At 70.3% G+C, this 13,239-nt stretch carries 10 protein-coding genes; 1 reads left to right on the top strand and 9 read right to left on the bottom strand.

Annotated features, from left to right (window positions below; genetic code table 11):
- Positions 1 to 22: 22 nt before the first annotated feature.
- The 4 genes from AB0D12_RS12760 to AB0D12_RS12745 form a co-directional block, all read right to left on the bottom strand.
- Positions 23 to 592, bottom strand: coding sequence for a hypothetical protein (locus tag AB0D12_RS12760; protein ID WP_362680419.1), 570 nt, complete (start codon positions 590 to 592; stop codon positions 23 to 25).
- Between the two features lie 35 nt (positions 593 to 627).
- The gene (locus AB0D12_RS12755; RefSeq protein WP_362680416.1) at positions 628 to 1,179 is read right to left on the bottom strand and encodes a GNAT family protein; all 552 of its coding nucleotides are present in this window, start codon (positions 1,177 to 1,179) and stop codon (positions 628 to 630) included.
- An 18-nt stretch (positions 1,180 to 1,197) separates the two neighbouring features.
- A complete protein-coding gene (locus AB0D12_RS12750) occupies positions 1,198 to 3,402 on the bottom strand; it encodes an MMPL family transporter (RefSeq protein WP_362680414.1) in 2,205 nt (734 codons plus the stop codon).
- 193 nt (positions 3,403 to 3,595) lie between these two features.
- Positions 3,596 to 5,713 (bottom strand): phosphocholine-specific phospholipase C, encoded by a 2,118-nt coding sequence (locus AB0D12_RS12745; RefSeq protein ID WP_362680412.1) that lies wholly within the window; start codon positions 5,711 to 5,713, stop codon positions 3,596 to 3,598.
- A gap of 344 nt (positions 5,714 to 6,057) precedes the next feature.
- Between AB0D12_RS12745 and AB0D12_RS12740 the strand changes: the two genes are divergently transcribed.
- The gene (locus tag AB0D12_RS12740; protein ID WP_362680409.1) at positions 6,058 to 6,957 is read left to right on the top strand and encodes a hypothetical protein; all 900 of its coding nucleotides are present in this window, start codon (positions 6,058 to 6,060) and stop codon (positions 6,955 to 6,957) included.
- A 372-nt stretch (positions 6,958 to 7,329) separates the two neighbouring features.
- Here the strand turns inward: AB0D12_RS12740 and gatB are convergent, their stop codons facing one another.
- The 5 genes from gatB to AB0D12_RS12715 form a co-directional block, all read right to left on the bottom strand.
- Complete coding sequence (gatB, locus tag AB0D12_RS12735; RefSeq protein ID WP_362680406.1) at positions 7,330 to 8,838, bottom strand: Asp-tRNA(Asn)/Glu-tRNA(Gln) amidotransferase subunit GatB; 1,509 nt, start codon at positions 8,836 to 8,838, stop codon at positions 7,330 to 7,332.
- A 16-nt stretch (positions 8,839 to 8,854) separates the two neighbouring features.
- Positions 8,855 to 9,085: a hypothetical protein gene (locus AB0D12_RS12730; protein WP_327328505.1), complete on the bottom strand. Its 231-nt coding sequence runs from the start codon at positions 9,083 to 9,085 to the stop codon at positions 8,855 to 8,857.
- Positions 9,086 to 9,090: 5 nt separating this feature from the next.
- The gene (gene gatA, locus AB0D12_RS12725; protein ID WP_362680403.1) at positions 9,091 to 10,602 is read right to left on the bottom strand and encodes an Asp-tRNA(Asn)/Glu-tRNA(Gln) amidotransferase subunit GatA; all 1,512 of its coding nucleotides are present in this window, start codon (positions 10,600 to 10,602) and stop codon (positions 9,091 to 9,093) included.
- A gap of 5 nt (positions 10,603 to 10,607) precedes the next feature.
- Positions 10,608 to 10,904 carry an Asp-tRNA(Asn)/Glu-tRNA(Gln) amidotransferase subunit GatC gene (gene gatC, locus AB0D12_RS12720; protein ID WP_327326241.1) on the bottom strand — a complete coding sequence of 99 codons (297 nt, stop codon included), beginning with the start codon at positions 10,902 to 10,904 and terminating at the stop codon, positions 10,608 to 10,610.
- A gap of 184 nt (positions 10,905 to 11,088) precedes the next feature.
- Positions 11,089 to 13,203, bottom strand: coding sequence for a bifunctional diguanylate cyclase/phosphodiesterase (locus AB0D12_RS12715; RefSeq protein WP_362680400.1), 2,115 nt, complete (start codon positions 13,201 to 13,203; stop codon positions 11,089 to 11,091).
- Between the last annotated feature and the right edge of the window lie 36 nt (positions 13,204 to 13,239).

Below are 13,239 nucleotides of genomic sequence, written 5' to 3'. Positions count from 1 at the left end.
AATGGTTTTCAGCTCCCAGGGGCTACTGAGAACCGGCGCTGGGCAGGCCCAGGAAGAGGTCGAAGTACATGCCGGCGGAGACGATCAGCCCCAGGACACCGAGTACGACTCCGGCAACGGCGAAGGCCCGTACCCAGCCGGCCTTCTGCGGCCACGCGAGTACGGCAATGCCGACGATCAGCGCGAGCAGCGCGAAGATGCCGTTGACCAGAGCGGTGGTGTGCCAGGCGTCGCCGTAGACCGCGGAGATCTGCTGGGCCGGGGTGCCGCCCTGCGAGGTCTTGATCTGTCCGATGAGCGTCTGCCGCTCGGCGGCGATCTTCCCGACCCAGCTGCCGCTGAGCGCCACCACGCCGAGACCGGCCGCGACGACGGACCCGGCGGCGGCTCCGATACCGGAGGCGTGAGGCGCCTCCTGGGCGTCACCGTCCGTCTCACTGTCCTCCGCGGCGGCGTTCTCGTCGGCCGCCGGTTCGGCGGGCCCAGCAGCCGCGGCCGGCTCGGCGGCAGCCTTGTCCGTCGCCTCGGGCGCCTCGGTCACATCGGTCGCGGCGGTGGTCTTTTTGGTCTCTGTGGTCTCGGTGGGGTTCATGCGCCGCACGCTAGGTGGCCTGTCTGAGAGTCCCCTTAACGACCGGCCCGCCACTCAGGAGCCAGCACCGACCAGACCTCCATGTCGTGCCGTACGCCCTTGTACAGGTAGCTCTCCCGCAGCACTCCGTCCCGCGTCATCCCCAGCCGCTTGGCGACATTGACGCTGGCCGTGTTCGCAGCGGACGCCACCCACTCGACGCGGTGCATCCCACGCTCCTCCACCGCCCAGTCGATCAGCACCCGGGTGGCGCGCGTGACCAGACCACGCCCCGCGGCGGACGGCTCCAGCCAGCAGCCGGCCTCGCAGTTGCCCGACGCGGCGTCGAAGGTCCGGAACAGCACACCGCCGACGAGCGTCCCGTCGAGCCAGATTCCATGGATCCGGCCGGTGTCCGCGGCCTGCTTCTCGGCGTACGACTGGAGGAAGGCGCGCGCCGATTCGACGTCCGTGCAGAGCGCGGCGAGCCCGATGTACTGGCCGATGAAGTCCCGTCCGCGGTCCATGTGGGCGAAGAACTCCTCGGCCCGCCACGGTTCCAGGGGACGCAGTTCCGCTCCGGCGTCACCCAGCGGTATCGCGAACATTCCTCATCCTCCGGCCGGTTACGGCACGAGCTGTGCGTCTTGGCTCGCGCGATGCACAGAGATCTTCGCATGGGCCCGGCACTCGGGCGGTTCGATGCTGATCCGCGGCAGCCACCGGTCCAGTCGGCGCGGCAGCCACCAGTTCGCGCCGCCCAGCATGTGCATGAGCGCGGGCACCAGGAGCGTACGCAGGAGGAAAGCGTCCAGCGCGACCGCTGCCGCGAGGGCGATACCGAACATCGCGATGACCCGGTCGCCACTGAGTACGAAGGCGAGGAAGACCGAAATCATGATCACGGCCGCGGAGTTGATCACGCGGCTGGTCTCGGCGAGGCCGACCCGCACCGCCCGCCGGTTGTCGCCGGTCTCCAGCCACTCCTCGTACATCCGGCTGACCAGGAAGACCTGGTAGTCCATGGAGAGCCCGAAGAGCACCGAGACCATGATCACCGGGAGGAAGGGCTCGATCGGGCCCGCACTGCCCAGCCCCAGCAGCTCGCTCCCCCAGCCCCACTGGAAGATCGCGACGACGATCCCGAAGGACGAGGCGACGGCGGCCACATTCATCGCGGCGGCCTTCAGCGGAATGCCGATGGAGCGGAAGGCGAGCAGCAGCAGGAGACAACCCAGCGCGATGACGACGCCGACGAAGAGCGGCAGCTTGCCGACGATGATCCGGGCGAAGTCGTCGTAGCTCGCGGTCGCGCCGCCGACGTGGACCGCCAGCGAGGTGCCGTCCGTGGCGGGCGGCAGGACGTCCGTGCGCAGTCGGTCGACCAGTTCGCTGGTCGACTGCGACTGGGGTTCGGAGTCCGGTACAACGGTGAGGACCGCGGTGTCGGCGCTGCCGTTGTACGTGACCGGGCCGACGAACTCGATGCCTTCGGCGCCGCGCAGGGCGTTGGGCAGCTTGGCCATGGCGAGCCGGTCGTCCGCGCCGTCGAGATGGGCAACGAGGGTGAGCGGCCCGTTGACGCCGGGCCCGAAGCCGTCCCGCATCAGGTCGTACGCCTGGCGGGTGGTGGACGAGGACGGGCCGTTGCCCTGGTCCGAGGTGCCGAGGTGGAGCGAGAGCGTCGGCACGGCCAGCACCACCATGACCACGGCGGCGACCGTTCCCAGCAGCTTGGGATATCGCTCCACGAACGTGGCCCAGCGCGCGGCGAAGCCGGTCGGCAGATCGGGCTGCGGACCGTGCTCGATCAGCTGTCGGCGTTCGCGCCGGCTCAGCGCGCGCATCCCGATGAAGGACAGCAGCGCGGGCAGCAGAGTCACGGACGCGGCCACGGTGAGTACGACGGTGAGACAGGCGGCAATCGCAACACCGTTGAGGAAGCTGAGGCGCAGGATGAGCATGCCGAGCAGGGCGATGCAGACGGTGGCGCCGGCGAAGACGACGGCGCGTCCGGTGGTGGCGACGGCGTTCCGGGCCGCTTCGGCGACCGACAGTCCGCGCCGCAGGCCCTTGCGGTGTCTGGTGACGATGAACAGCGCATAGTCGATGCCGACGCCGAGCCCGATGAGCATGCCGAGCATCGGTGCGAAGTCGGCGACGGTCATCACATGGCCGAGGAGCACGATGCCCGCGTACGCCGTGCCGACCGACACCAGCGCGGTGGCGATGGGCAGCAGGCATGCGGCGAGTGAACCGAAGGCGAGGAAGAGGACGGCGGCGGCGACGGCCACGCCGACGATCTCGGCCATATGCGCGCCCGGCGCTTCGGTGAGCGCGATGGCGCTGCCGCCGAGCTCGACCTGAACCCCGTCGGCCTGTGCGGCCTTCGCTGTCGCGACGACAGCTTCGGCCCGCGACTTGGAAATGCCGTCGGCCTGCTGGTCGAAGGTGACGGTGGCGTACGCCGTGTGCCCGTCGGAGCTGATCCGCCGGACGTCCTCGGTTCCGTACGGGCCGGCGACGGAGGCGATCCCGTCGAGCTTGGCGACGTCGTGGAGCATCTCGGACATGCGCTGCTCGACGCCGACGGAGCGGACGCTGCCGGCGTCGGTGTGCCAGACGATGGTGTCGCTGTCACCGCCCCGGCCGTGGAAGCCCTCCTCGAGGAGGGCGGTGGCGCGGCCGGATTCGGTACCCGGGACTTCGTAGTCGTTGGAGTACGCGGCTCCTGCGAAGACCGCCGCGGTCGCTACGCCGACGAGGGCGAGCAGCCAGAGAAGCACGGCAACGAGGCGGTGCGTGATGCACCACCGGGCGATGGCTGCCAACGCGGTTGCTCCCTGGATGGTTCGTGGATCTTTGACCGGGAACAGCCCGCAAAGAACTCATGATCTACAAAGATACACTCTGACCGTCAATCATGATTCTTTGCCCCTTTCGTGTCCTTACTCACAGGGGTGCGCGGAAGTCCGGGGCCGTAGGTCCCGAACTCCCGCGCACCACCGGCGTACAGGCGCTTTCTCAGCCCGAGACGCTCGCGCGCCCGTTCTCGATATGGCCCATCAGCCGGCGGCGGAAGGCGGGGTCCCGGTCAGTGGTCACCTCGATGTCGTACCAGCCGTGCGCGTCGGCCGCCGAGTGCACGACGGTGCGGCTGCGGCCGGCCTTGACCGTGATCGTGCGGGTCCAGTCGCCGAGGTCGGCCTCGTCGACGTAGCCGAGCGGGCGGACGGTGAAGGTGACCGGCTGGGCGCCGTCGTTGCGCAGGGTGAGATGCAGATCGCGGTCGTGATGGTCGATGTGCGAGGAGACCTCCGCGCGACCCTCCGAACGGCCCTGCACGCCGCCCCTGGCGCTGCCGGCGAACTCACGGCGGAAGCCGTTCGGCCCGGTGATCGTGAAGCGGTATGCGTCCTTGGTAAGGGGCACGGTCCACTGCGCGGTGCCCCTTACGTCCTTGTGCTGCGGGACGGGGAACTCACCGGCGTACGGATAGAGCGCGAAGTGCGCGCTCGCGCGCCCGCTGTTGCTGAGTGACACGGTGAAGGCGCCGCCCGAGACCTTGCCATGCGCGTCGGGTTGGTACGGCAGGGGACGCGCGGGCCGGGTGCCCTCCTCCTGTACGGGCATGTGCTGCACCAGAGGCGGCACGGGCCGCCAGCGTCCGGTGAACGGCGGTACCGCCCCCGGCTGCTCCACCTCGGGCTGCGGCCTGCCGCGCCGGAAGTCGAAAGCGGAGGTCAGATCGCCGGTGACCGCGCGCCGCCACGGGGTGATGTTGGGCTCCTCGACGCCTGCCCACTTCTCGAGAAGCCGGATCACCGAGGTGTGGTCGAAGACCTCTGAACAGACATAGCCGCCGACCGACCAGGGTGAGACAACCAGCATCGGCACGCGGACACCGAGCCCGGTCGGCAGCCCCTGCCAGCGCTCGTCCTTGTTGTCGACGGGCGGCACGGGCGGCGGGACATGGTCGAAAAAGCCGTCGTTCTCGTCGTAGTTGATGAGGACGACGGTGTGCCGCCACACGTCGGGGTGCGAGCCGAGGGCATCCAGCACCTTGTAGACGAGCGAGGCGGAGGCGATGGGCGAGGAGGAGCCGGGGTGCTCGGAGTCGATCGCGGACGGCACCAGGTACGACACCTCGGGGAGCTTGCCCGCGGCCACATCGGCCCGGAAGTGCTCGGCGAGGCCGCCGGTCTCCACCCGCCGCAGCCCCCGCTCGAAGAGCGACCGCTCGCTCCTGCTCAGCGTCGCCACGCCCTCCTCGAGCGCGGCGAGCAGCCGTGCGCGCTCGGCGGCGTCCTCGGTCTCGCGCACCTTGGCGTAGAAGGCCTCCATGTAGGTGAAGTCGCCGGCCTTCGCCAGCGCCTTGCGCGCGATCTTCTTGAAGCTGGTGAAGAACTCGATGTTGTTGTCGGTGAAGTTCTCCCACTCGGTGTACGTCTTCCAGGACCGGCCGGCCTTCTCGAGCCGCTCCGCGTAGGTGGGCCATGGGTAGCCGGGGTGGGTGCCCTCGTCGTACGCGGCGTTCGTCACGGCCCGGCTGCCGTCGGCCTCGTTCCCGGTCCAGCCGCTCCACAGATGGTTGCGGTTCGGGCTCGTCGACGTATGCGTCGAGGAGTGGTAGGCGTCGCAGATGGTGAAGGTGTCCGCGAGCTCGTAGTGCAGGGGCAGGTCACGGCGGTCGTAGTACGCCATGGTCGCGGCGGTCTTCGCGGAGACCCACCCGTCCATCCATCCGTCGTGCCAGGCCTTGGCGCCGCCCTCCCAGGAGTGGTCGAGTGCGCCTATGTACTGGAGGTCCTTCTGCTGCGCCTCGGCGGCGTCGCGCACTGGGAAGGGCAGCACGGTGCGCAGCGGGCCGGGCTGCTCGAAGACCGGCTTTCCGGACGGGAGCTCAATGGCGTTGCGGTCGCCGAAGCCGCGGACGCCACGCAAGGTTCCGAAGTAGTGGTCGAACGACCGGTTCTCCTGCATGAGGATCACCACGTGCCTGACCGACCGCAGACCGCCCGACGGGGGCTCCGCGGCCAGCGCGGCGTGCAGGGACGGCGGCAGCAGCGAACCGGCCGCCGCCGCGCCGATGGCGCCTCCGCCGAGTGCGAACAGGCGCCGCCGTGAAATGTCCGTGGCCAAGTGATCCTCCCGATTCCGGTGTTACCGCCCGGAACGTAATGAGTCCGGATGACTTGGGGAAGTCCCAGGGACATCGTGTCGGTGAACGTCCAAGAGCCCGTGCGAAGAGTCCAAGCCGGGGTCCGGAAGCGGCTGGAGAGAGGCTGCCGTGTTGGGCGGGCGGCCCGCGTCATCCAGTACCGTGCCAGGTTCGATGTCCGGCTCGGTGACCGGCTCGGTGGCCGGCTCGGTGACCGGCTCGAGACTCCCGGACCCGGCGACTTTCGGCCACGGCCTCGATTCCCGAACCCTCATGTCCCCAAGACCACAGGAGTGTTGTCGGTAGCGGCTGGCACGATGGCGGCATGGAATACACGGGGACCAACCAGCCGATCCTGTCACCCGGCGGTGCCGCAGAGCTCGCCCTGATGCTCCATGACGCGCCCGATCCGCACTTCGACCAGCCCCCCGTCCAGGTGCTCGCGTACGACCCGGGCGCGTCGCTGCGGGACCGGCGGGAGGGGTTCCGGGAGGTGTACGACGCGATCGTGGCCCGGATCGGGGAGCCGACGCTCTACGGCGGTTCGGCGGAGGGTCCCAACGTCCGGTGGCGGGACTGCAGAAGGCTGGTGGTGCTCACCGGGGACCGCCGGCGGGCGCAGCTTTCGGTCCACGACACCGACACCTTGGAGGACGAGGAGCGCAGGACCTTCGAGTGGGGCGGCGCCTGGTCGGCGGACGAGCCGCACGACTTCGACTTCCTGCCGTACATCTGGCAGCTGGACCGCAGCGGCCCTGGCGAGCGCCCGATCGAGCGGCCGGGCGGCCGGATGGCGTCCAGCCTCGAGCACTTCGAGACCGCGCTGGCGTTGCTGCTCGCGGCCTGGGTGGAGCAGCTCGCCGTACAGGTCGGCGAGGACTGGGCGAGCTTCAGCGTGACCAGCGGAGCGGACCGCGGCCGCCAGCTCCTGATCTCGTACGCCCTGGAGGACGGGCTGCATGTCTCGGTCGACGACCGGGACGGCGAGGACAGCCCGGAGCGCGACCGGCTGATGCGCTCGCGCGGCTGGCACTCCCGCGACCGCGGCTGGTGGCAGGCGGACTTCGCGGAACCGGAGCGCGGAGAGGTGGCCGCGGTGGCTCGCCTGGCGATCACTGAACTGCGGGCACGCGGCACGAAGGAGCCGGAGGAGCTGCGGGCCCGGGATGTCAGCTGCAAGGACCGCGGCGAACTGTGGCTGCCGGGCTTGGGCATACGTCACTGACGGGACGGGCGGAGCCCGGGCGGGGACACGGGCAGACGCTGCCCCACCGGCAGGCGCTGCGGCACGCGCGCCGGGACACGAACTACGGGCGCCGGGACACGAGCATGGGCGTCGCGCGCGTACGGCAGGAGTGCACGCCCAAGCCGGTGTCGCCCCCGGACGGGACACGAGCAGGTCGCGGCACGGGCAGACCTCGCGCCCGGACACGGGCAGACCTTGCGCCGGGACACGGGCAGGCCTCGCGCCGGGACACGGGCCGGGCGCGGGTGTGGGCAGGGACACGCCTCCCGCCGCACTCGGACCGCCCTCCACGCAAGACGCGGCCCGCACCGTGTGGTGCGAGCCGCGCCTCCAGGCTGCGGATGCCGGCCGTCAGCCCTCGACGCCGAGCTTCTGCAGGATCAGCTCCTTGACGCGCGCCGCGTCCGCCTGGCCGCGGGTGGTCTTCATGACCGCGCCGACCAACGCGCCGACCGCCGCGACCTTGCCGCCGCGGATCTTGTCCGCGATCGCCGCGTTGCCCGCGATCGCCTCGTCGACGGCCGCGCCGAGCGCGCCCTCGTCCGAGACGACCTTGAGGCCGCGCTTGTCGACGACCTCGTCCGGGCCGCCCTCGCCGGCGAGTACGCCCTCGATGACCTGGCGAGCCAGCTTGTCGTTGAGGTCACCGGACGCGACGAGCTGCGCGACCCGGGCGACCTGCTCCGGCGTGATCGCCAGCGATGTCAGGTCCGCGCCTTCCTCGTTGGCGCGGCGGGCCAGCTCGCCCATCCACCACTTGCGCGCGGCAGTCGCATCCGCGCCCGCGTCGATCGTGGCGACGATCAGGTCGACCGCGCCGGCGTTGAGGATCGACTGCATATCGTGCTCGGAGATGCCCCAGTCCTCGCGCAGCCGGTTGCGGCGTACACGCGGCAGCTCGGGCAGCGTCCCCCGCAGCTCCTCGACCCACTCACGGGGCGGGGCGATCGGCACCAGGTCGGGCTCCGGGAAGTACCGGTAGTCCTCGGCCTCTTCCTTCACGCGGCCGGACGTTGTGGAGCCGTCCTCCTCGTGGAAGTGACGGGTCTCCTGGATGATCGTGCCGCCGCTGTTCAGGACCGCGGCGTGCCGCTGGATCTCGAAGCGGGCGGCACGCTCGACGCTGCGCAGCGAGTTGACGTTCTTCGTCTCGGAGCGCGTGCCGAACTTCTCCCGGCCGTGCGGGCGCAGCGACAGGTTCACGTCGCACCGCATCTGGCCCATCTCCATCCGGGCCTCGGAGACGCCGAGCGCCTTGATGAGCTCGCGCAGCTCGGCGACGTACGCCTTGGCGACCTCCGGCGCACGCTCGCCCGCGCCCTCGATCGGCTTGGTGACGATCTCGATCAACGGGATGCCGGCGCGGTTGTAGTCCAGCAGGGAGTGGGACGCGCCGTGGATACGGCCGGTGGCGCCGCCGACGTGCGTCGACTTGCCGGTGTCCTCCTCCATGTGGGCGCGCTCGATCTGCACACGGAAGACCTCGCCGTCCTCCAGCTGGACGTCCAGATAGCCGTTGAAGGCGATCGGCTCGTCGTACTGCGAGGTCTGGAAGTTCTTCGGCATGTCCGGATAGAAGTAGTTCTTCCGGGCGAAGCGGCACCACTCGGCGATCTCACAGTTGAGCGCGAGGCCGATCTTGATGGCCGACTCGATGCCGATCGCGTTGACGACCGGGAGCGAGCCGGGCATACCCAGACAGGTCGGGCAGGTCTGCGAGTTGGGCACGGCGCCGAGCTCGGTCGAGCAGCCGCAGAACATCTTGGTCTTGGTGCCGAGTTCGACATGGACCTCGAGGCCCATGACGGGGTCGTAGGCAGCGAGGGCGTCCTCGTACGACACCAGTTCAGTGACGGTCACGGTGAAACTTTCCCTCTCAGCCCAGCAGGACGTCGTCGTCGCCCAGGCGCTTCAGCTCGCGCACGAGCAGGGCGACGCCGGTGGCGATGGCGGCAGCGGAGACGACGGCGTCGATCAGCCGGAGCGTGTCGCCCTCGAAGCGGGCCTTCTTGGCCTGCTTGATGACGCTGATCGCGCCGAAGGCGGTGGTGCCGATCGACAGATACGTACCGGTCTTGGACTTCTTGAAGCCCTTGGCCTTGGTCATTGCGCTCACAGCGACGGTGCCTCCTCGAGCAGCGGGTGTCCCCACTTTTCCACGAAGGCGGCCTCGACCGCGGCGCCGACCTTGTAAAGGCGGTCGTCCTTCATGGCGGGGGCGATGATCTGCAGACCGACCGGCAGGCCGTCCTCGGGCGCGAGACCACAGGGCAGCGACATCGCCGCGTTTCCGGCCAGGTTGGTCGGGATGGTGCACAGGTCGGCGAGGTACATGGCCATCGGGTCGTCGGCGCGCTCGCCGATCGGGAAGGCGGTGGTGGGCGTGGTCGGCGAAACGATCACGTCGACCTGCTCGAAGGCCTTCTCGAAGTCCCGGGTGATCAGCGTCCGCACCTTCTGGGCGGAGCCGTAGTACGCGTCGTAGTAGCCGGAACTGAGCGCGTACGTGCCCAGCATGATCCGGCGCTTGACCTCGTCGCCGAAGCCGGCCTCACGGGTCAGCGCGGTGACCTCCTCGGCGGACTTCGTGCCGTCGTCGCCGACCCGCAGGCCGTAACGCATGGCGTCGAAGCGGGCGAGGTTGGAGGAGCACTCGGACGGCGCGATCAGGTAGTACGCCGACAGGGCCAGGTCGAAGGACGGGCAGTCCAGCTCGACGATCTCGGCCCCGAGCGACTTCAGCAGCTCGACCGACTCGTTGAAGCGCTGGACGACGCCGGCCTGATAGCCCTCGCCGGAGAACTGCTTGACCACGCCGACGCGCATCCCGGCCACGGAACCGTTTCGCGCGGCCTCGACGACCGGCGGGACCGGGGCGTCGATGGACGTCGAGTCGAGCTCGTCGTGACCGGCGATGACCTCGTGCAGGAGCGCCGCGTCCAGGACCGTACGGGCACAGGGGCCGCCCTGGTCGAGGGAGGACGAGAAGGCGACCATGCCGTAGCGGGAGACCGCGCCGTAGGTGGGCTTGACGCCGACCGTGCCGGTGACGGCGGCGGGCTGGCGGATGGAGCCGCCGGTGTCCGTGCCGATGGCGAGCGGGGCCTGGTAAGAGGCGAGGGCGGCGCTGGAGCCGCCACCCGAACCGCCGGGGATACGCGTCAGGTCCCAGGGGTTGCCCGTCGGCCCGTAGGCGCTGTTCTCGGTCGAGGACCCCATGGCGAACTCGTCCATGTTGGTCTTGCCGAGGATGACGACGTCGGCTGCCTTGAGCCTCTTGGTCAGCGTCGCGTCGTACGGCGGGATCCAGCCCTCGAGGATCTTGGAGCCGACCGTGGTCGGGATGCCCTCGGTGGTGAAGATGTCCTTCAGCGCAAGCGGCACACCGGCCAGCGGGCCGAGCTTCTCGCCGGCCTCACGCTTGGCGTCGACGGCGCGGGCCTGCGCGAGCGCACCCTCGCGGTCGATGTGCAGGAAGGCGTGCACCTTCTCGTCGACGGCCTCGATCCGGGCCAGGTGGGCCTCGGTGACCTCGACGGCCGTGAGCTCGCCTGCGGCGATCTTCGCGGCGATCTCGGCGGCGGTGAGCTTGATACAGCTCTCGATTTTGTTGATGGCCGTCATGGTGATTAGTCCTCCCCCAGAATCTGCGGCACTTTGAAACGCTGCTGCTCCTGGGCCGGGGCGCAGGAGAGCGCCTGCTCGGGGGTGAGCGACGGACGGACCTGGTCCGCGCGCATGACGTTGGTCAGCGGCAGCGGGTGGGAGGTCGGGGGTACGTCTTGGTCGGCGACCTCGGAGACGCGGGCGACCGCGCCGATGATGTCGTCGAGCTGTCCGGCGAAGTGGTCGAGCTCTTCGGCCTTCAGCTCCAGACGCGCCAGCCGGGCGAGGTGGGCGACCTCCTCGCGCGTAATGCCAGGCATGCAGCGATCCTCAGGGGTGAGAGTGTGTGCTTTGAGCCCAATCCTATGGGGCGCGGGCCGCTGCCCACTAAACGGTTTGCCCACGGGACTCCGCCCCGGCCACCGCCGGGCCGCCTCGGGCCGCCACGCACCGGCCTCGGACCGGCAGCGAGGCGCGCCCCGACCACCCGACCCGCCGGCACCGTCAGGGGACGACCTGGCTGGACGGCTCGTCGGCATCCGATGCGGCGGGCAGCTCCGCCGGGCGGTGCCAGCCGCGCTCTCCCCTGGCCCGCAGCCATGCGGTGGTCTCCTGCGGCGGCATCGCGGCCGCGACCAGCCAGCCCTGTACGGCGTCGCAGCCCAGATCGCGCAGCCGCTCCCAGGTCTCGTCGTCCTCGACGCCCTCGGCGACCACCAACAGGCCCAGCGAGTGGGCGAGGTCGACGGTGCAGCGGACGATCGCCGCGTCCTCGTTGTCGACGGCGAGCCGGGCGACGAAGGACCGGTCGATCTTGAGCTCGCTCACCGGCAGGCGGCGCAGGTGGACGAGCGAGGAGTAGCCGGTGCCGAAGTCGTCCAGGGACATCTTCACCCCGTGGTCGGTCAGCCCGGCGAGGGTGTCGGCGGCGCGCTGCGGGTCCTCGAGGAGTACGTGCTCCGTGATCTCCAGCTGCAGCGAGCCCGGCGGGACGCCGTGGCGGGCGAGGCGGGCGGCGACCAGCCCGGCGAACCCGGGGGTATGGACGTCGCGCGGCGAGACATTGACCGCCACCGGGACGTCCAGACCCTGCGCGCGCCATCTGGCGACCTGGGCGAGGGCCGTGTCGAGGACGTACTCCGTCAGATACGGCATCAGGCCCGAGGACTCGGCGATGGCGATGAACTCGTCCGGAGGTACTCGGCCGCGCTCGGGGTGGACCCAACGGACCAGCGCCTCAAGGCCCGCGACATGGCCGTCGAAGCCGACCTTGGGCTGGTAGTGGAGCTCCACGTCGCCGGCGTCCAGCGCCCGGCGCAGATCGCCGAGCAGACCGAGCCGGTCGGGAGTGTTGGAGTCGCGCTTGGACTCGTACACCTCGACGCCCGTACGGTCCCGCTTCGCCTGGTACATCGCCACGTCCGCGCGCCGCAGCAGGCCCTCCGCGTCCAGCGCGTGGTCGGGGAAGACGGCGACGCCGGCGCTCGCCTCCAGGACGAGCGTGAGTCCGTCCAGGTCCAGCGGCGATGACAGCTCGGCCACCAGATGGCGGGCGATGCGGGTGGCGCTGGTGGTGGAGTCGGCCGTCGGGAGCAGTACGGCGAACTCGTCGCCGCCGAGCCGGGCCGCCTCGGCCCCTCGCGGCAGGGCCAGTCGCAGCCGATCAGCTATCTGGAGGAGCAGCCGGTCGCCCGCGAGATGGCCGAGTGTGTCATTGACCGACCGGAAACGGTCGAGGTCGATCAGCACGAGAGCGGATCGTGCACCGCCGCCCTCGGCGTCCTCCAGCGCGGCCCAGGTCCGCTCCAGCAGCCACTGACGGTTCGGCAGCCCGGTCAGCGGGTCGCGCAGCTGCTCCTCGGCTCTGGCCCGCGCAATCCAGAGCGTGGAGTCCAGAGCGATCAGCGGTACGGCGAACAGGGGCAGTAGGAGCGGCAGGGCGGTGGCGACCACGCAGATCAGCGGGGCGATGCCGAGGAGAGCGACTGCGACAAGCCCCTGCCTGAGCAGGGCCGTACGGGCGACGGTGGGCAGCCCGCCGCCCTGCGGGGCCAGCACATACCAGAGGAGCAGTCGGCTGACAGCGAGATAGGCGGTGGCCGCCAGGATCACTTCGGGCGCGGCCTCGACGCCCCAGTCCAGGGGCAGCCAGGGCCGCTCCACGCTGGGCGCAACGCCGAAGGCGGCGAGGACGAGCGCGGCCGCGCCGATCCCCAACAGGTCCACGGAGCCGTGCAGTACGCCCTGTCGCCAGCGGTGCCTGCGGGCGGCGCCGACCAGTGCGACGACGGCGAGGCTGACCAGACCGGCGGGCACCCAGCCGAAGAGCAGGAGGACGGCGAGAGTGAGGGCGGCGCCGGAGCCGGTGCCGCCCCACCATCGGTCGCGGCCGAGCGCGACCAGATGGCCGACGATGATCCCGGTGAGGACGGCGAGCGACCAGCCCACTGTGGACGAGGGGAAGAGCGCATGGCCCTCCTGCACGGTCCGTACGATCCCGGTGACGAGTACGGCGGCGGCGATCACCATGACGATGACGGGCAGCCCGGATGTCATTCCTGCAAGGGCCGCGAATCCACCCGGCCGTGAGACCGGGGCGGCGCTCTCGGTCGGTTTCATTCCCGTCCCTCTCACAGCCGGCGGTGCCGATGCCTC

The sequence above is a fragment of the Streptomyces sp. NPDC048479 genome, from assembly GCF_040651435.1.
Classification (GTDB): domain Bacteria; phylum Actinomycetota; class Actinomycetes; order Streptomycetales; family Streptomycetaceae; genus Streptomyces.
This window is presented reverse-complemented; position numbering and strand designations above follow the sequence as displayed.

Excerpts from the sequence above, each read along its gene's own strand:
- AB0D12_RS12715 (WP_362680400.1), bottom strand. The coding sequence starts at position 13,203 with ATGAAACCGACCGAGAGCGCCGCCCCGGTCTCACGGCCGGGTGGATTC.
- gatC (WP_327326241.1), bottom strand. The coding sequence starts at position 10,904 with ATGCCTGGCATTACGCGCGAGGAGGTCGCCCACCTCGCCCGGCTGGCG.
- gatA (WP_362680403.1), bottom strand. The coding sequence starts at position 10,602 with ATGACGGCCATCAACAAAATCGAGAGCTGTATCAAGCTCACCGCCGCC.
- AB0D12_RS12740 (WP_362680409.1), top strand. The coding sequence starts at position 6,058 with ATGGAATACACGGGGACCAACCAGCCGATCCTGTCACCCGGCGGTGCC.
- AB0D12_RS12730 (WP_327328505.1), bottom strand. The coding sequence starts at position 9,085 with ATGACCAAGGCCAAGGGCTTCAAGAAGTCCAAGACCGGTACGTATCTG.
- AB0D12_RS12755 (WP_362680416.1), bottom strand. The coding sequence starts at position 1,179 with ATGTTCGCGATACCGCTGGGTGACGCCGGAGCGGAACTGCGTCCCCTG.
- AB0D12_RS12760 (WP_362680419.1), bottom strand. The coding sequence starts at position 592 with ATGAACCCCACCGAGACCACAGAGACCAAAAAGACCACCGCCGCGACC.